Consider the following 18,718-nt stretch of genomic DNA (forward strand, 5'->3'; position numbering starts at 1 on the left):
GACGTAAGAGGTGCGTGTAGATGAAACAAAGCAAGTCCTTTATCCCTACGATGCGGGAAGTTCCTGCTGATGCGGAGGTGAAAAGCCATCAGCTCCTGCTGAGGGCTGGTTACATACGGCAAACGTCCAGCGGTGTTTATTCTTACCTTCCGCTTGCACAGAAAGTTCTTAAAAAAATTGAAAACATCATTCGAGAGGAAATGGATCGCATCGGTGCGATTGAACTGCTTATGCCATCTTTGCAACAGGCGGAGCTTTGGCAGGAGTCCGGCCGCTGGTTTTCGTACGGACCGGAATTGATGAGACTGAAAGATCGCCATCAACGGGATTTTGCCCTTGGCCCAACTCATGAAGAAGTCATAACAAGCTTGGTTCGTGACGAAGTAAAATCGTACAAGCGCTTGCCGTTGACACTTTATCAGATTCAAACGAAATTTCGCGATGAAAAACGGCCGCGGTTCGGTCTTTTACGAGGCCGTGAATTTATTATGAAAGATGCCTATTCTTTTCATGCCACAAAGGAAAGCTTAGATGAAGTATATGATCAAATGCGTGAAGCTTACAACCGCATTTTTAGCCGCTGTGGACTCAATTTCCGTTCCGTTATCGCCGATTCAGGTGCAATGGGCGGAAAAGACACGCATGAATTCATGGTGCTTTCGGAAATTGGTGAAGATACTATTGCTTATTCCGATTCTTCGGATTATGCGGCTAACATTGAAATGGCTCCGGTTGTAACACACTATGAAAAATCCGATGAGCCTTTAGCTGAACTCGTGAAAAAAGAAACCCTGGACAAAAAATCAATTGAAGATGTTGCTGAATTTCTAAATGTTCCGAAAGAAAAATGCATTAAATCCGTTTTATTCAAAGTCGATGAAAAATTTGTTCTCATTCTTGTCCGCGGCGATCATGAAGTAAATGATGTGAAGGTGAAAAACTTTTACCAAGCCGATATCGTTGATCTAGCCACCCCAGAAGAAACCTTGGAAATAATGGGGGTCGCTCCGGGATTTTTAGGTCCGATCGGTGCTCCAAGTAAATTGGAAATTGTAGCGGATCATGCAGTGAAGGCAATTGTTAACGGTGTTTGCGGAGCTAATGAAAAAAATGTTCATTATGTGAATGTGAACCCGGAACGGGATTTTGCTGTTAAACAATATGAAGATTTAAGATTTATACAGGAAGGCGATCCGTCTCCTGACGGAAAAGGCGCAATCAAATTTGCAAAAGGCATTGAAGTTGGGCATGTCTTTAAGCTTGGAACAAGATATAGTGAAGCGATGAAGGCTGAATTTTTAGATGAAAATGGAAAAACAAACCCGATCATTATGGGGTGCTACGGCATAGGTGTGTCAAGAACATTATCTGCCGTTGTGGAACAATGCCATGATGATCAAGGGATTGTTTGGCCGACAGAAGTGGCGCCGTTACATATTCATTTAATCCCTGTGAATATTAAGAGTGATGAGCAGCGTGAACTTGCAGATCGTCTATATGCTGAACTGCAAACGGAAGGATATGAAGTACTTTATGATGACCGCGCAGAGCGGGCGGGAGTAAAATTTGCTGATAGTGATTTGATCGGCCTTCCTGTCCGGATAATTATCGGGAAACGTGCAAATGAAGGAGTTGTAGAAGTAAAGATAAGAAAATCAGGAGAAAGCTTTGAACTGTCTGTTTTTGAATTGAAAAAGCAATTAAATGAACTCCTTCGTTCCTAAATCGCTAACTGAAAGAGAATGAAAAAGGTATAGGGGGGTTGAGCCTGTATGAGCATAACGGAGAGGGCGGCCCCCTTAACCGTTTCAACCAACATTTTTTGGAGAGGGGGATAATCAATGGATGCAAAACTCCTTCAGGAACAAAAAGAGCGTTTCCGACTTCTTGTCAGCCAGCTTGGCATGGCTGATGATGAATTTCAGCCATATTTTCAAAATGGCGCAATCATCAAATTAACGGTTCATAAAAAATCAAAATTGTGGCATTTTCATTTCCACTTGGAACGCATATTGCCGTTTCAAATCTTTCAATTATTTTATACAAAACTGAAAAAAACTTTTTCCAATATAGCCAGCGTTACTTTTTCTATTCAAACAAACATCGCGGAGTTTGATGATAAGCTTATTGTGGACTATTGGCCGTTTTGTATTCAGGAGATTGATGGAATTTCCCCCCCGATCTTATCTCTGCTCTTTGAACAGCTGCCGGAGGTCTCAGGCCGTAAACTGACAGTTCAAACACGAAATGAAACGGAAATGGAGACGATCAAACATAAATATGCCGGACTAATTCAAAGTGTGTATTCATCGTACGGTTTTCCTCCTCTTTTGATAGATGCTGTTGTCAAAGCATCGGATGAGGCAATGAAAAAATTTCAAGAACAAAAACAAAAAGAAGATCAGGAAAAAATATTGCAAGCGATGGCTGAAATGAAAGAAAGAGCGAAAAAGGCAGAATCGAAAGAAATGCCGTCACAAGAAGGATCGCTCATCATTGGGTACAAAATTAAAGAGGAAGAAGAGATTCGGACGCTTGACAACATTATCGATGAAGAGCGAAGGGTCGTTATCCAAGGGTATGTATTTGATGCCGAAACAAAAGAACTTAAAAGCGGAAGAACTCTGTGCACTTTTAAAATAACGGACTACACGAATTCCATCTTGGTAAAAATGTTTGGTCGAGACAAAGAGGAAGCAGCGAAGCTTTCAGCAATTAAGAAAGGAATGTGGCTGAAAGTTAGGGGAAGCATCCAAAACGACACGTTTGTCCGCGATCTTGTCATGATTGCAAATGACATTAATGAAATCAATCCGCAAAAACGGCTTGACACAGCGCCCGACGGTGAAAAAAGAGTCGAACTGCACTTGCATTCACCGATGAGCCAAATGGACGCCGTGACATCGATCACCAAACTGGTTGAACAAGCAAAACAATGGGGGCATGAAGCAATCGCCTTGACAGATCATGCAGTCGTTCAATCATTTCCCGAAGCTTATGCGGCAAGCAAAAAATATGGCATGAAAATCCTTTACGGGCTTGAGGCGTACCTTGTAGATGATGGAGTGCCCATCGCTTATAATGAAACGCATCGGTTATTAACGGAAGCCACATATGTCGTCTTTGACGTTGAAACAACAGGCCTTTCGGCAGTTTATGACACAATCATTGAACTGGCAGCGGTAAAAATACAAAACGGTGAAATCATCGACCGTTTTGAATCGTTCGCAAACCCGCATCATCCGCTATCCGCGACTACGATCGAATTGACGGGCATTACCGATGATATGGTGCAAGACGCACCGGAAATTGAAGAAGTTCTCAGGAACTTTCGCGATTGGGCGGGTGACAGTATTCTTGTCGCTCACAATGCAAGTTTTGATATGGGATTCATTAACAATGGATACAAAAAACATTTGCACGGACAAAAAGCGTCCAACCCTGTGATCGACACATTGGAGCTTGCCCGCTATTTATATCCGGATTTAAAAAACCACCGTCTCAATACGCTTTGTAAAAAATTTGATATTGAACTTGTCCAACACCATAGAGCGATTTATGACGCAGAAGCGACTGGGTATTTATTGGTCAAAATGCTAAAGGATATCAAAGATCGCGGGATTTTCTATCATGATGAACTAAACGAGCGAACGGGCGATTCAAAAGCTTATCAGCGGGCAAGACCTTTTCATGCGACACTTCTAGCGCAAAATGATACAGGATTGAAAAATTTATTTAAACTCGTTTCCCTTTCACATATCCAATATTTTTACAGGGTTCCGCGTATTCCCCGCTCTGTGCTTGTCAAGCATCGGGAAGGGATTTTGATCGGTTCCGGCTGCGATAAAGGGGAGGTATTTGAGGCGATGATGCAAAAAGGAGCGGAGGAAGTGGAGGAACTCGCTGCTTTTTATGATTTTCTCGAAGTTCATCCCCCGGAAGTTTACTACCCTTTAATTGAAACGGAACAAGTAAGGAATGAAAAGGCCATTAGAGAAATCATCGCCAACATCGTAAAGCTAGGCGAAAAGTTGTCGATTCCTGTTGTCGCAACAGGCAATGTCCATTATTTGAACAAGGAAGACAAAATATACCGTAAAATACTGATCTCCTCTCAAGGTGGAGCGAATCCGTTAAACCGCCATACGTTGCCTGATGTGTACTTTCGGACAACAAATGAAATGCTGGATGCATTCCGTTTTTTAGGTGAAGAAAAAGCAAAAGAAATCGTTGTGCAAAATACGAAGTATATAGCCTCCTTAATCGGAGAAGTAAAACCGATTAAAGATGATTTATATACGCCAAAAATTGAAGGGGCGGACGAGGAAATTCGGGAAATGAGCTACAAGCGGGCAAAAGAGATTTACGGCGATCCATTACCGCAAATCGTCCAAGAACGATTGGAGAAAGAATTAAAAAGCATCATCGGCCACGGTTTTGCCGTTATTTATCTAATATCGCACAAGCTTGTAAAAAAATCGCTTGATGACGGCTACCTAGTCGGTTCTAGGGGATCTGTCGGTTCATCATTTGTAGCAACGATGACAGAAATAACAGAAGTCAATCCGCTTCCGCCGCACTATGTCTGCCCAAAATGCAAGCATTCCGAGTTTTTCAACGATGGTTCCGTCGGTTCCGGCTATGATTTGCCTGATAAAAATTGTCCGCACTGCGGGGCGAAATATAAAAAAGACGGCCACGATATCCCGTTTGAAACGTTTTTAGGATTTAAAGGAGATAAAGTGCCTGATATCGATTTGAATTTTTCGGGCGAATATCAGCCGAGAGCACACAATTATACGAAAGTATTATTTGGAGAGGACAATGTTTTCCGGGCAGGCACCATCGGCACTGTTGCTGAAAAAACAGCTTTTGGCTTTGTCCGCGGCTATATGAATGACAACTCCCTCCATTTAAGAAGCGCTGAAGTAGACAGGCTTGTCCAAGGCTGTACAGGTGTGAAGCGGACGACCGGCCAACATCCGGGAGGCATCATTGTCGTGCCAGATTACATGGATATTTACGATTTTACACCGATTCAATACCCGGCTGACGATACAAGTGCTGAATGGAGAACGACACATTTTGATTTCCACTCCATTCATGATAATTTGTTAAAACTAGATATACTCGGCCACGATGATCCGACGGTGATCCGCATGCTGCAAGATTTGAGCGGCATTGATCCGAAAACAATCCCGACGGATGATCCGGAAGTGATGAAAATTTTTTCTTCCACCGAATCGCTCGGGGTGACGGAGGAGCAAATCGGCTGCAAAACAGGGACTTTAGGAATTCCTGAATTCGGAACGCGCTTTGTCAGACAAATGCTTGAAGATACAAGACCGACAACTTTTTCAGAGCTGGTGCAAATTTCCGGGTTGTCCCACGGCACAGATGTTTGGCTTGGCAATGCACAAGAATTGATTCAAAACGGGATTTGCACGTTAAGCGAAGTGATCGGCTGCCGGGATGATATTATGGTTTATTTAATTTATCAAGGATTGGAGCCGTCGTTGGCATTTAAAATTATGGAATCTGTCCGCAAAGGGAAAGGTTTAATCCCTGAATGGGAAGAAGAAATGAAGAAAAACGGCGTGCCGGATTGGTATATTGATTCTTGCAAAAAAATCAAATATATGTTTCCGAAGGCGCACGCCACAGCCTATGTGTTGATGGCAGTCAGAATTGCTTATTTCAAAGTTCATTTTCCGCTATTATTTTATGCAACTTATTTTACAGTCCGAGCGGACGACTTTGACATTGAAACGATGATTAAAGGCAGTGCAGCGATAAGAGCGAAAATTGAAGAAATAAATGCAAAAGGGCTTGATGCATCTCCAAAAGAAAAAAGTTTATTAACAGTTTTGGAAATGGCGCTGGAGATGACAGAAAGAGGATTTTCATTCCAAAGGGTGGATCTTTACCGGTCGGATGCAAAACAGTTTATTATTGATGGCGACAGCCTTATTCCTCCGTTCAACTCCATTCCGGGTCTCGGAACAAGCGCGGCCTTGAACATTGTAAAAGCAAGAGAAGAGGGAGAATTTTTATCAAAAGAAGATTTGCAAGAGCGGACAAGATTGTCGAAAACGATTATGGAATATCTCGAAAAACATGGCTGCTTGAAAACATTGCCGGAACATAACCAGCTGTCACTGTTTTAAAATTGGTTTCAATTTGCAAACAGAATTCTGTTATGTTATATTCAATAGTGGAAATGCTAACAGATAGCCAGGAAAAAAGAGTGGGGAGCACCCACTCTTTCCTATTGGAGCCGGTTTTTATCGCAACAACTGCCAGACAAAGAACCAGGGAGGAAAATATGAATCAATCGATAACAGTTCTCGTGAAAGAATTGGCGGAACCTATTCTTGAAAGCTTGCAATTGCAGCTGGTGGACGTTGAATATGTCAAGGAAGGTAAAAATTGGTACTTGCGAGTTTTCATCGATTCAGAAGACGGGGTTGACATTGAAGAATGCGGGATGGTGAGTGAACGTTTAAGTGAAAAGCTCGATGAAATTGACCCGATTCCGCATCATTATTTTTTGGAAGTTTCTTCTCCAGGTGCAGAACGTCCATTAAAAACAAAAGCGGATTTTGAACAAGCGATTGGCAAAAACGTTTTAATTAAAACTTATGAGCCGATTGACGGTGAAAAACAATTCCAAGGAATTTTAACAAGCTTCGACGGCGGGACAGCCGAGCTGGAGATCAAAGTGAAAACAAGAACGAAACAAATAGAAATTCCATGGGAGAAAATTGCCAAGGCGAGACTTGCTGTTTCCTTTAATTTTTAATCATGAGGAGGAACGTCATTTTATGAACAGCCAACTTTTGGAAGCCCTAACGATATTAGAGAAAGAAAAGGGCATAAGCAAAGATGTCATTATTGAAGCGATAGAAGCTGCGCTCATTTCTGCTTACAAACGCAATTTTAACCAAGCACAAAATGTTCGTGTCGATATAAACCGTGAAACGGGGACAATGAAGGTGTTTGCCAGAAAAGAAGTCGTCGAAGATGTAACAGATCCCCGATTGGAAATATCCCTTGAGGATGCCGCCAAGATAAATCCGCAATACGAAATTGGCGATATTGTCGAATTGGAAGTGACACCGAAAGAGTTTGGACGGATAGCCGCGCAAACCGCCAAACAGGTTGTGACGCAGCGTGTCCGTGAAGCGGAAAGAGGCGTCATCTATTCCGAATTTATTGACCGCGAAGAGGACATTATAACTGGCATTGTTCAACGAACAGATCCGAAATTTATTTATGTCAGCTTAGGCAAAACGGAAGCGCTCCTTCCGTTATCCGAACAAATGCCGAATGAAACCTATAAACCGCATGACCGCATTAAAGTTTTCATTACAAGGGTAGAAAAAACGACAAAAGGACCGCAAATCTTTGTCTCAAGAACCCATCCCGGATTGCTGAAGCGGCTGTTTGAATTGGAAGTGCCAGAAATTTATGATGGAACCGTTGAAATCAAATCGGTGGCAAGAGAAGCCGGTGAAAGATCAAAAATTTCAGTTCACTCCGACAATCCTGAAGTGGATCCTGTAGGAGCTTGCGTCGGACCAAAAGGACAACGTGTGCAGGCGATTGTCAATGAATTGAACGGAGAAAAAATTGACATTGTCCGCTGGTCGAAAGATCCGCTTGAATTTGTTTCTAATGCCTTAAGCCCTTCGAAAGTTTTAGATGTCAATGTGAATGAAGAGGAAAAAGCGACCACTGTTGTTGTCCCTGATTATCAATTGTCGCTTGCAATCGGCAAAAGAGGACAGAACGCACGCCTTGCAGCGAAATTGACAGGATGGAAAATTGATATAAAAAGCGAGTCTGATGCGAAAGAACTTGGCATATATCCGCGGGAAAATAGTTCAACGGCTGTATCAGATGACGAAGAAGAACAAGACGAATAGAGGTGAGCTACCAGTGGCAAAGCAAAAAAAAATTCCGATGCGGAAATGTGTGGCAACTGGAGAAATGAAGCCGAAAAAGGAGCTTGTTCGAATCGTCCGTTCGAAAGAAGGAGATGTTTCCATCGATTTAACTGGGAAAAAAAACGGGCGGGGGGCCTACATTACACTTGACAAAGAATGCATCTTAAAAGCGAAAAAGAAAAATATGTTGGCCAACCATTTAAATGCGCCGATACCCGAATCGATCTACGATGAGTTGATTCAGCTGGCTGAAAAGGAGAACGGTTGATTCGTCATGAAAGGACAATGGAATTCTTTATTAGGGCTCGCCTTTCGAGCCAAAAAAGTTGTTTCAGGAGAAGAACTTGTATTAAAGGAATTGCGCAAGGGACGTGTGAAATTGGTTCTTCTTGCAAATGACGGATCTCCTAACACGAAGAAAAAAATTACCGATAAATGCGCTTATTATCAAGTGCCTGTCGTTTTCACAGGCAGCAGATACGAGCTAGGCCAGGCGATTGGCAAAAAAGAGAGAGTGGTCGTTGCGGTATGCGAGGAAGGCTTTGCAAAAAAACTGAAACTTCTGCTCGAATAACTACTTTGGGGGTGAACGTATGGGTAAAATGAGAGTTTATGAATATGCAAAGCAGCAAAATATTTCTAGCAAAGAGGTTATCCATGCACTAAAGGAAATGGACGTGGAGGTTTCCAATCATATGTCGATGATCGATGGCAAAACCATCGAAAAATTAAACGGGCGTTTTCATAAACAGGAGAAAAATGATCAGCGGCCGAAAAAAAATCAAAAAGAACAGCCGAAACAAAAAATGAACAAAAACCCGGAATTCAGAACGCGCATGGAAGATGATGACGAAGAAGTTATTGTGACGGCAAAGAAAAAAACGGGCAAAAAATCATTTCAAAAACGTGATAACCGCAAAGAGGAGTTTACGCACCATCCATCCAAACCGAAAAACAAAAAAAGCGGCAAAAAAAATAGAAAAGATTCCCCTCAGGAAACGCAGCAGAGCAAACAACTGCCGTCAAAAATTACGTATCAAGGCTCTTTAACAGTTGGAGAGTTGGCAAATAAGCTTCATAGAGAACCTTCAGAAATCATTAAAAAATTAATGATGCTTGGTGTTATGGCAACGATCAACCAAGAACTTGACAAAGATTCAATTGAGTTGATTGCTTCCGAATACGGTGTGGAAGCGGAAGAAGAAATCGTATTTGATGAAACAGAATTTGAAAAATATGAAATCGAAGATAAAGCCGAAGACCTTGTAAGCCGCCCGCCAGTTGTAACGATCATGGGCCACGTTGACCACGGAAAAACAACCTTGCTTGACTCCATCCGCAAAACAAAAGTTGCAGAAGGAGAAGCCGGAGGCATTACACAGCATATCGGCGCTTACCAAGTTGAAGTGGATGGAAAAAAAATCACCTTTTTAGATACACCCGGCCACGCAGCCTTTACAACGATGCGCGCTCGCGGAGCACAGCTGACGGATATTACCGTTCTTGTCGTCGCTGCAGATGATGGCGTCATGCCGCAGACAATTGAGGCGATCAATCATGCAAAAGCAGCAAATGTTCCCATCATTGTAGCAGTTAACAAAATGGATAAACCGACAGCAAATCCAGATCGTGTCATGCAGGAATTGACAGAGCAAGGGCTTGTTCCGGAAGACTGGGGAGGCGACACGATTTTTGTGCCGATCTCTGCTTTAAAAGGAGAAGGAATTCCTGAATTGTTGGAAATGATTTTGCTTGTGGCGGAAATGGAAGAATTGAAAGCAAATCCGAACAGAATGGCAACTGGAACTGTCATAGAAGCCAAGCTTGATAAAGGAAGAGGTTCTGTCGCAACATTGCTTGTGCAAAACGGAACACTTCGCGTTGGCGATCCGATTGTTGTCGGCAACACGTACGGAAAAGTTCGTGCGATGGTCAATGACGTCGGAAGACGAGTAAAAGAAGCGAAGCCGTCGACTCCTGTTGAAATTACAGGCCTTCATGAAGTACCGTTGGCAGGAGATCGATTTATGGTGTTTGAAGATGAGAAAAAAGCGCGGCAAATAGGGGAAGCGCGCGCGAAAAAACAGCTTGAAGAACAGCGAAGCGAAAAAGCGAAATTAAGCTTGGATGATCTGTTTGAGCAAATTAAGCAAAATGATATAAAAGAAATCAACTTAATCGTTAAAGCGGACGTTCAAGGATCCGTTGAAGCTCTGTCCTCTGCTTTGCAAAAAATCGATGTGGAGGGCGTGAAAGTTAAAATCATTCATACAGGTGTCGGCGCCATTACCGAATATGATATCATGCTAGCTTCGGCATCCAATGCAATCGTCATCGGCTTTAACGTCCGCCCTGATGTTAATGCGAAAAGAACAGCGGAAGCCGAACAAGTCGATATCCGCCTTCACCGAATCATTTACAAAGTCATTGAAGAGATCGAAGCGGCAATGAAAGGAATGCTCGATCCAGAATATGAAGAAAAAGTAATCGGAACCCTTGAAGTCCGACAAACATTCAAAGTGTCCAAAATCGGAACGATTGCCGGCTGCTATGTTCAAGAAGGCTCTGTCACCCGCGATAGCAGCGTTCGTTTAATTCGAGACGGCGTCGTCATATTTGAAGGGGAAATCGACACCTTGAAACGGTTTAAGGACGATGTAAAAGAAGTTTCCCAAGGTTACGAATGCGGTCTGACCATTAAAAACTTCCATGATATTAAAGAAGGAGATACGATTGAAGCATTCGTGATGGAGGAAGTTAAGCCGTAATGGTTGGGATTCTTTCATGTGAATGCATCATTTATGAAGCATCATCTCTTAAAGAAAAACGTGCAGTTGTAAAGCGTATTATTCAAAGGTTGAAAAACAAATTAAATGTGAGTGTAGCAGAATTGGATTTTCAAGATGCATGGCAGCGGACAAAAATCGGGGTTGCCTGTATTTCGTCAAACCGCATGATGACTGAAAAGGAGCTCGCATCTGCCATTCGCATGATCGACTCCTTTCCGGAAATAGAAAGAACCATTACAACGGTTGATTGGTTTTAGCTAATGAGGTGATCACATGAGCCTGAGAGCTACAAGAGTTGCTGAACAAATGAAAAAGGAATTAAGCGAAATTCTTGGGAGAAAATTGAAAGATCCTAGAATCGGTTTTGTGACCGTTACAGATGTGAGTTTGACAGGAGATTTACAAATTGCCAAAGTGTATATATCAGTTTTAGGGGATGAGCAGCAAAAAGAGGATACGATGAAGGCTCTGGCGAAAGCAAAGGGATTTATCCGCTCTGAAATTGGCTCCCGAATCCGCCTTAGAAAAACCCCTGAAATTCATTTTGAATTTGATGAATCAATCGATTATGGCAATCGTATTGAAAAGCTGATTCATGAATTGAAAAAGGATGAAAGCGAAAGCGATCAATAGCCCGATCAATCCCCGTTCTACTCTTCATGTTGAACGGGTTCTTTTTTCACATAACAGATAGAGAGGAGGCATGACTTTGGATGGTGTGCTGCTTCTTCATAAACCGGCCGGCATGACATCGCACAACTGTGTCCAAAAGATAAGGCAATTGTTTCGTACCAAAAAAGTTGGCCATACGGGAACATTAGATCCGGATGTTTCTGGGATCCTACCTATCTGCATTGGCAAAGCTACAAAGGTTGCCCAATATTTAATGTCTGAAGACAAAGAATATGTGGCAGAAGTGACGCTGGGAATTGCAACGGAAACGGAAGATGCTTCAGGGAAGGTTGTCGCGCAAAAAAAAGTCATACATCCCCCTTCAAGGCCGGAAGTTGAACGTGTTCTCAAAAATTTGCTTGGAAAGATCGTTCAGGTGCCTCCAATGTATTCGGCCGTAAAGGTAAACGGAAAAAAGCTTTATGAATATGCCCGGGAAGGAAAAATGGTCAATCGCCCAAAAAGGATTGTGACGATATTTGACATCTGCTTGCGGTCAAATATCAAACATGAGGGAAATACAGCAAGTTTTTCGATCCAAGTGTCTTGTTCAAAAGGCACCTACATCCGCACACTTGCCGTCATGATTGGAGAGCAATTGGGATATCCCGCCCATATGTCTCATTTAGTTCGAATTCGTTCCGGCCGCTTTCATTTGCACGACTGCATCACGTTTCAAACGGTCGAACAGTTTTTAGAAAGCGGTGAATTTCCAAAAGGATTTCTAACGATCGACAACGTTTTGAATCATTTGCCGAAATGGACAATAAATGATACATTAGCAAGGAAAGTACAAAACGGCTCGGTATTGACAATGCCGGAACATCTTTCATTCATCGGCAAAGATGAGATTATCGCGGTTTGGCATAATCAACACATCATCGCTTTGTATCAAAAGCATCCGCTAAAAGCAAATATGATAAAGCCAGTAAAAGTCATGAAACAGGACGAATAGAGTTGAAGAAAAGGGGAACTTTCTGTGAAAACGATAAGACTCACACATCCTCACCACTTAAAAAAAGAAGAAGTGCCAAAAGTTGTTATGGCTCTCGGATTTTTTGACGGTGTGCATAAAGGGCATCAAAAAGTGATCCGAACGGCTTTGCAAAAAGCTGAAGAGATGAATGTGGAATGTGCTGTCATGACCTTTCATCCTCATCCTTCCATTGTTTTGCAAAAAGATATTCAAGATGTGGAATATATCACACCTTTGAAAGAAAAAGAAAAATTGATTGCCAGCCTCGGGGTTGATCGTTTATATTTGGTAGAGTTTACAAAGAGCTTCAGCGCTTTATCGCCCCAAGATTTTGTTGATCAATATTTAATCGGACTTCGTGCCATTCATGTCGTGGCTGGATTTGATTTTACATACGGAAGGTACGGAAAAGGTACTATGGAAACAATGCCTCAACATTCAAGAGGCGCTTTTACGCAAACAACGGTTGAAAAGTTGACAGACGGCGATAAAAAAATCAGCTCGTCACTGATCCGAAAAGCCCTTCACAACGGGGATGTTTTTTACGCTTGCCATTTGTTGGGACGCCCGTATCAAGTCATCGGAAAAGTCATTCATGGGGAAAAACGGGGTCGTACCATCGGGTTTCCAACGGCCAATATCGAACTTTCAGACCACTATCTGATTCCGCGAACAGGGGTATATGCAGTAACAGTGCGGATTGGACAGGAAGTGCATCGGGGGGTTTGCAATATAGGTTATAAACCGACTTTTCATGACGATCAACCGGAGAAACCGAGCATAGAGGTTCATATATTTGATTTTCAACGAAGCATCTATCATGAAACGGTCACGATCAAATGGTGCAAACGTCTAAGAAGCGAGCAAAAATTTGCAGGCGTCCAGGAATTGATCTCCCAAATCAAAAAGGATAAGGAAGAAGCACTTTTGTTCTTCGAAAAATTTTCTGATTCTCCTTGCTTTTTAAAATAAAAAATAGTATTCTTATTCTTGTAACTTTAAACCGCTGCTTGGCAATGCGAATCACCGACGCTTGCTAGGTTGCCGGGGATTGATCAATAGGAGGTGGAGTAAGGATGGCATTAACGCAAGAACGCAAAAATGAAATTATCGATCAGTTCAAAACGCACGAATCCGATACGGGTTCACCGGAAGTACAAATTGCTATCCTGACAGAGAAAATCAACATCTTAAACGAGCATTTGCGCGTACACAAAAAAGACCACCATTCACGCCGCGGTCTTTTAAAAATGGTTGGGAAGCGCCGTAATTTATTAGCGTATTTGCGCAATAAAGATGTCACACGTTATCGTGAACTGATTAACAAACTTGGTTTGCGTCGATAATGGAAAGCGGGATATTTCCCGCTTTTTTAGTGTAATAAGAATTTCTTTCCACACCAATTAAGAGAAGCTAAAGACTGAAAATGTTGACAGTCAATCGGTCATAATAATACATAGCCTTTCAAAAACAGATTGTGCTATTTATTGCGAATATATATTGATTTCATTGAAAGAGGGGTTCAAAACACATATGGATCAAGAAAAACATGTCTTTTCCATCGACTGGGCCGGAAGAACTCTGAAGGTTGAAATCGGCCAGCTGGCGAAACAGGCAAATGGTTCGGTGCTTGTTCGATATGGAGATACTGTTGTGTTAAGCACGGCAACCGCTTCGAAGGAAGCAAAAGGAGTCGACTTCTTCCCCCTTACGGTTAACTATGAAGAGCGGCTTTATGCGGTCGGAAAAATTCCCGGAGGCTTCATCAAGCGGGAGGGAAGACCAAGTGAAAAAGCGATTTTAGCCAGCCGTTTGATCGACCGGCCAATCCGTCCGCTGTTTCCCGAAGGATTCCGAAATGAGGTTCAGGTCGTCAGCATGGTTATGAGCGTGGACCAAGACTGCTCTTCGGAAATGGCGGCTATGTTCGGCTCTTCGCTTGCATTATCAGTGTCTGATATTCCGTTTGAAGGACCGATTGCTGGAGTGATCGTCGGCCGTATTGATGATCAATTTATTATCAACCCGACGGTCGACCAGCTTGAAAAAAGCGATATTCATTTAGTTGTGGCCGGAACAAAAGATGCCATCAACATGGTTGAAGCAGGAGCAAATGAAGTGCCTGAAGAAACAATGCTTGAAGCGATCATGTTTGGCCATGAAGAAATCAAACGTTTAATCGCCTTCCAAGAAGAAATTGTCCAACTAATCGGCAAAGAAAAAATGGAAGTTGAACTCTACCAAATTGACGAGGAACTGGAAAAAAGGGTTCGAGAAATGGCTGGAGCCGACCTTCTTCGCGCGATTCAAGTGCCTGAAAAGCATGCGCGCGATGATGCAATCAATCAAGTAAAAGACCAGACGGTTCAAAATTTTGAACAGGAAGAAGCCGGAGAAGAGGTCGTGAAGCAAGTAAAGGAAATTTTGGCGAAGCTCGTAAAAGAAGAGGTGCGCCGCCTGATTACGGAAGAGAAGGTGCGGCCTGACGGACGAAAAATTGATGAAATTCGCCCGCTGTCATCCGCTGTTGGTTTATTGCCGCGGACACACGGCTCAGGTTTGTTTACTCGAGGCCAAACACAGGCGCTATCGATCTGCACACTTGGCGCATTAGGAGATGTGCAAATATTGGACGGGCTTGGAGTCGAAGAATCGAAGCGGTTTATGCATCATTATAATTTTCCTCCGTTCAGCGTCGGCGAAACCGGACCAATGCGCGGACCTGGAAGACGGGAAATCGGCCACGGTGCTTTAGGAGAGAGGGCGCTTGAACCGGTCATTCCGTCTGAACGGGAATTTCCATATACCATTCGCTTAGTTTCCGAAGTGCTTGAATCGAACGGATCGACTTCTCAAGCAAGCATATGCGCCAGCACGCTGGCAATGATGGACGCAGGCGTACCGATCAAAGCGCCGGTTGCCGGCATCGCGATGGGGCTTGTCAAATCAGGTGAACATTATACGATTTTGACGGATATTCAAGGAATGGAAGATGCGCTTGGCGACATGGACTTTAAGGTTGCCGGCACAGAAAAAGGCGTCACGGCCCTGCAAATGGATATAAAAATTAAAGGCTTGTCGCGCGAGATTTTGGAAGAAGCGTTAAAGCAAGCTCGTAAAGGCCGCCTTGAAATTTTGAAATCAATGCTCAAGACCCTTTCTGAGCCAAGAAAACACTTATCTCCACATGCACCAAAAATTTTATCAATGACGATCAATCCGGACAAAATCCGTGAAGTCATCGGCCCAAGCGGAAAACAAATCAATAAAATCATCGAAGAAACAGGCGTGAAGATCGACATTGAGCAGGACGGTACGATTTACATCTCATCTGTGGATGAAGAGATGAACAAAAAAGCGAAAAAAATTATTGAAGATATTGTCCGTGAGGTGGAAGTTGGCCAAATTTACCTCGGAAAGGTAAAAAGAATTGAAAAATTCGGGGCTTTCGTCGAGCTGTTTAATGGAAAAGACGGTTTAGTCCACATTTCTGAACTTGCAGAAGAACGAGTAGGAAAAGTAGAAGATGTCGTGTCCATCGGCGATGACATTTTAGTGAAAGTAATGGAAATTGATAAACAAGGACGGGTGAATTTATCTAGGAAGGCTGTTTTAAAAGAGGAAAAAGAAAAACAAAAGTCTTAACTGGAGCTAGGGAAACCCGGCTTCTTTCCATTTTTTAAGCTGCTTTGTTCTACCTTGTCCCCTTTTCACATATTTTATAGTGAAAAAGGGGATGATGAGATGAACGGGAAATGGGTGAAAATGACGGGTTTTCTATCGGTTTTTCTTCTGTCGGTCGCCTTGACAAACAACAGCTTTACAACAACCTTTATAAACGGCCTCAAAGGAAAAACCGTGCTGACATCGGCGAAAACCGACAAGCTTTACGAGGAAATTGTCAAGCGGGCCAAACATTATGAAGTGGATCCGCAAAATGCGGAAATACATAAAATTTGGAAAAAGACGCCAGGATATAATGGATTGAAAGTTGACATTGATGCCTCATATAAAAGGATGAAAGAAAAAGGTTTGTTTAATCCTCAGCTGCTGGTTTATAAACAAGTTCCGCCGTCCATTCATTTAAGCGATTTGCCGCCGGAAGCAATCTACCGCGGCCATCCGGATAAACCGATGGTGTCTTTTTTAATCAATGTTGCTTGGGGTAACGAATATTTGCCGAAAATGCTCTTTATACTAAAAAAACATCATGTAAAAGCAACGTTTTTTCTAGAAGGCAGATGGGTGAAAAACAATCCGGAATTAGCGAAAATGATTGTGGAAAACGGCCATGACATTGGCAATCATTCATATTCTCATCCAGATATGGCCAGGCTTCCAACGGCAAAAATCCGTCAGGAAATCATCCAAACGAATGAAGTGATTGAAGCAATCACAGGGAAGAAAGTAAAATGGTTTGCTCCTCCGAGCGGCAGCTTTCGCAAAGAGGTTGTAGAAATCGCTGCTGAACAGCAAATGGAAACGATTATGTGGTCAGTCGATACGATTGATTGGCAAAAGCCGAGTCCGGAAACATTGATCAACCGGGTCATGTCAAAAGTTCATAACGGTGCACTTATTTTAATGCATCCTACTTCATCAACGGCGGATAGCTTGGAAACATTAATTATATCAATGAAAGAAAAAAATTTATCAATTGGTTCGCTGACGGACATGTTTGATGAACAACGTCTTCATTGATTTTGTTGAATAGGGGGTTCCAATTTGATCAAGAAATATACATGCCAAAACGGTGTTCGAATTGTTTTAGAAACAATACCAACCGTTCGTTCGGTTTCCATCGGCGTTTGGATTGGCACAGGATCAAGAAATGAAACAAAAGAAAACAACGGCATTTCACATTTTTTGGAGCATATGTTTTTTAAAGGAACAGAAAAGAGAACTGCCAAAGAAATTGCCGAAGCCTTTGATAAGATCGGCGGCCAAGTAAACGCTTTTACATCGAAAGAATATACTTGCTATTATGCAAAAGTGCTGGATGAGCATGCAAAGTTTGCACTTGACGTGTTAGCCGATATGTTTTTCCATTCCAAATTCGATGAAGAAGAAATCAAAAAAGAAAAGAATGTCGTTTTGGAAGAAATTAAAATGTATGAAGATACGCCGGATGATATCGTCCATGATTTGTTGAGCAAAGCGGTGTACGGGGATCATCCGCTCGGTTATCCGATCTTGGGGACGGAAGAAACGCTCTCAACGTTCACAAAAAATATGTTGAAAGAATATATGGAGAAATATTATACACCTGATAATATCGTAATCTCCGTCGCCGGAAATGTGACAGACGAATTCATATCTGATATTGAAAAATGGTTTGGCAGCTTTGAATCGACATACAAGAGGCGCGTGTATCAGAAGCCGAATTTTTTGGATCAAAAAATTGCCAAGAAAAAAGAGACCGAGCAAGCGCATCTCTGCATCGGATTTAAAGGGTTAAAAGTCGATCATGACGATATTTACAGTTTGATTGTCTTAAACAATATTTTAGGCGGAAGCATGTCAAGCAGGCTTTTCCAAGATGTAAGGGAAGAAAAAGGGTTGGCGTATTCCATCTTTTCTTACCATACCTCTTATGAAGACAGCGGAATGTTGACTATTTATGGGGGCACTGGCAGCGACCAGCTTGATTTGCTGTTTGAAACGATTTTCCAAACGATTGATCAGTTGAAAAAAGACGGCATTTCCGAAAAAGAATTGTTAAATTCCAAAGAACAACTAAAAGGGAATTTAATGCTCAGTCTTGAAAGCACCAATGCGAGAATGAGCCGCAATGGAAAAAATGAACTGCTTTTGGAAAAGCACCGCACATTAGATGAAATCATTGAAACAATCAATCGTGTTGATGAAGAAAGCGTCCACCGGTTGATTCACAAAATTTTGGCGGATCGCTTTGCCCTTTCATTAATAAGCCCTGAAGGAAGTCTTCCGGCAGGTGTTTAATGCCTGCAAATGGCGGACATTTTTTTATGCTTTTTAAATATATATAAAAGAGGAAACAAGATCCAAGGGGGCAAAAGCGATTGCGTTTATCTGAATTAAGCGGAAAAGAAATTGTCGATGTCAAACGAGCCGAGCGTATGGGAGTGCTTGGACAGACCGATCTTGAAATAGACGAGGAAACAGGACAAATCACTGCTCTCATCATCCCTTCCATCAAATGGTTTGGGTTCAAAAAGCAAGGGCAAAACACCCGTGTTCCTTGGAAGCACATAAAAAAAATCGGTTCCGATATGATTATTATTGACGTTCCTCTAAATGCTTCGGAAACAAAACATTCATAAAATCAGCCGGATCCTGTCATGATCCGGTTT

The 18,718-nt window shown here is 42.4% G+C and carries 16 protein-coding genes; all 16 read left to right on the forward strand.

From position 1 onward, the window contains the following. Positions 1–20: 20 nt before the first annotated feature. Positions 21–1,724, forward strand: coding sequence for a proline--tRNA ligase (locus AC0KTX_RS01065; RefSeq protein ID WP_474250370.1), 1,704 nt, complete (start codon positions 21–23; stop codon positions 1,722–1,724). Between the two features lie 117 nt (positions 1,725–1,841). Beyond that, complete coding sequence (locus AC0KTX_RS01070; protein WP_474250371.1) at positions 1,842–6,167, forward strand: PolC-type DNA polymerase III; 4,326 nt, start codon at positions 1,842–1,844, stop codon at positions 6,165–6,167. 158 nt (positions 6,168–6,325) lie between these two features. Beyond that, positions 6,326–6,802 carry a ribosome maturation factor RimP gene (gene rimP / locus AC0KTX_RS01075; protein WP_474250372.1) on the forward strand — a complete coding sequence of 159 codons (477 nt, stop codon included), beginning with the start codon at positions 6,326–6,328 and terminating at the stop codon, positions 6,800–6,802. A gap of 22 nt (positions 6,803–6,824) precedes the next feature. After that, positions 6,825–7,928 carry a transcription termination factor NusA gene (gene nusA / locus AC0KTX_RS01080; RefSeq protein WP_474250373.1) on the forward strand — a complete coding sequence of 368 codons (1,104 nt, stop codon included), beginning with the start codon at positions 6,825–6,827 and terminating at the stop codon, positions 7,926–7,928. Positions 7,929–7,941: 13 nt separating this feature from the next. Beyond that, entirely contained in the window at positions 7,942–8,217 is a 276-nt protein-coding gene (rnpM, locus tag AC0KTX_RS01085) for an RNase P modulator RnpM (RefSeq protein WP_474250374.1), read from the forward strand. A gap of 6 nt (positions 8,218–8,223) precedes the next feature. Further along, a complete protein-coding gene (locus AC0KTX_RS01090) occupies positions 8,224–8,523 on the forward strand; it encodes a YlxQ family RNA-binding protein (protein WP_474250375.1) in 300 nt (99 codons plus the stop codon). A gap of 19 nt (positions 8,524–8,542) precedes the next feature. Beyond that, the gene (gene infB, locus AC0KTX_RS01095) at positions 8,543–10,717 is read left to right on the forward strand and encodes a translation initiation factor IF-2 (protein ID WP_474250376.1); all 2,175 of its coding nucleotides are present in this window, start codon (positions 8,543–8,545) and stop codon (positions 10,715–10,717) included. Further along, on the forward strand, positions 10,717–10,995 hold the full coding sequence (locus AC0KTX_RS01100) for a DUF503 domain-containing protein (protein ID WP_474250377.1): 279 nt from the start codon (positions 10,717–10,719) through the stop codon (positions 10,993–10,995). Before infB ends, AC0KTX_RS01100 begins: the two co-directional genes overlap by 1 nt. A gap of 16 nt (positions 10,996–11,011) precedes the next feature. After that, positions 11,012–11,371, forward strand: coding sequence for a 30S ribosome-binding factor RbfA (gene rbfA, locus AC0KTX_RS01105; RefSeq protein WP_474250378.1), 360 nt, complete (start codon positions 11,012–11,014; stop codon positions 11,369–11,371). A 70-nt stretch (positions 11,372–11,441) separates the two neighbouring features. Further along, positions 11,442–12,365 carry a tRNA pseudouridine(55) synthase TruB gene (truB, locus tag AC0KTX_RS01110; protein WP_474250379.1) on the forward strand — a complete coding sequence of 308 codons (924 nt, stop codon included), beginning with the start codon at positions 11,442–11,444 and terminating at the stop codon, positions 12,363–12,365. Between the two features lie 24 nt (positions 12,366–12,389). Next, positions 12,390–13,358, forward strand: a complete 969-nt coding sequence (gene ribF / locus AC0KTX_RS01115; RefSeq protein ID WP_474250380.1) for a bifunctional riboflavin kinase/FAD synthetase — start codon at positions 12,390–12,392, stop codon at positions 13,356–13,358. Positions 13,359–13,462: 104 nt separating this feature from the next. After that, positions 13,463–13,732: a 30S ribosomal protein S15 gene (gene rpsO / locus AC0KTX_RS01120; RefSeq protein ID WP_474250381.1), complete on the forward strand. Its 270-nt coding sequence runs from the start codon at positions 13,463–13,465 to the stop codon at positions 13,730–13,732. 187 nt (positions 13,733–13,919) lie between these two features. Then, positions 13,920–16,031: a polyribonucleotide nucleotidyltransferase gene (gene pnp, locus AC0KTX_RS01125; RefSeq protein WP_474250382.1), complete on the forward strand. Its 2,112-nt coding sequence runs from the start codon at positions 13,920–13,922 to the stop codon at positions 16,029–16,031. 99 nt (positions 16,032–16,130) lie between these two features. Then, the gene (locus AC0KTX_RS01130; protein ID WP_474250383.1) at positions 16,131–17,087 is read left to right on the forward strand and encodes a polysaccharide deacetylase family protein; all 957 of its coding nucleotides are present in this window, start codon (positions 16,131–16,133) and stop codon (positions 17,085–17,087) included. Between the two features lie 24 nt (positions 17,088–17,111). Then, positions 17,112–18,347 (forward strand): M16 family metallopeptidase, encoded by a 1,236-nt coding sequence (locus AC0KTX_RS01135; RefSeq protein ID WP_474250384.1) that lies wholly within the window; start codon positions 17,112–17,114, stop codon positions 18,345–18,347. 80 nt (positions 18,348–18,427) lie between these two features. Further along, complete coding sequence (locus AC0KTX_RS01140; RefSeq protein ID WP_474250385.1) at positions 18,428–18,688, forward strand: YlmC/YmxH family sporulation protein; 261 nt, start codon at positions 18,428–18,430, stop codon at positions 18,686–18,688. Positions 18,689–18,718: the final 30 nt, after the last annotated feature.

This window comes from Aeribacillus sp. JST-2 (assembly GCF_056032925.1).

Excerpts from the sequence above, each read along its gene's own strand:
- AC0KTX_RS01065 (WP_474250370.1), top strand. The coding sequence starts at position 21 with ATGAAACAAAGCAAGTCCTTTATCCCTACGATGCGGGAAGTTCCTGCT.
- AC0KTX_RS01070 (WP_474250371.1), top strand. The coding sequence starts at position 1,842 with ATGGATGCAAAACTCCTTCAGGAACAAAAAGAGCGTTTCCGACTTCTT.
- rimP (WP_474250372.1), top strand. The coding sequence starts at position 6,326 with ATGAATCAATCGATAACAGTTCTCGTGAAAGAATTGGCGGAACCTATT.
- nusA (WP_474250373.1), top strand. The coding sequence starts at position 6,825 with ATGAACAGCCAACTTTTGGAAGCCCTAACGATATTAGAGAAAGAAAAG.
- AC0KTX_RS01090 (WP_474250375.1), top strand. The coding sequence starts at position 8,224 with ATGAAAGGACAATGGAATTCTTTATTAGGGCTCGCCTTTCGAGCCAAA.
- infB (WP_474250376.1), top strand. The coding sequence starts at position 8,543 with ATGGGTAAAATGAGAGTTTATGAATATGCAAAGCAGCAAAATATTTCT.
- AC0KTX_RS01100 (WP_474250377.1), top strand. The coding sequence starts at position 10,717 with ATGGTTGGGATTCTTTCATGTGAATGCATCATTTATGAAGCATCATCT.
- rbfA (WP_474250378.1), top strand. The coding sequence starts at position 11,012 with ATGAGCCTGAGAGCTACAAGAGTTGCTGAACAAATGAAAAAGGAATTA.
- truB (WP_474250379.1), top strand. The coding sequence starts at position 11,442 with ATGACTTTGGATGGTGTGCTGCTTCTTCATAAACCGGCCGGCATGACA.
- rpsO (WP_474250381.1), top strand. The coding sequence starts at position 13,463 with ATGGCATTAACGCAAGAACGCAAAAATGAAATTATCGATCAGTTCAAA.
- pnp (WP_474250382.1), top strand. The coding sequence starts at position 13,920 with ATGGATCAAGAAAAACATGTCTTTTCCATCGACTGGGCCGGAAGAACT.
- AC0KTX_RS01130 (WP_474250383.1), top strand. The coding sequence starts at position 16,131 with ATGAACGGGAAATGGGTGAAAATGACGGGTTTTCTATCGGTTTTTCTT.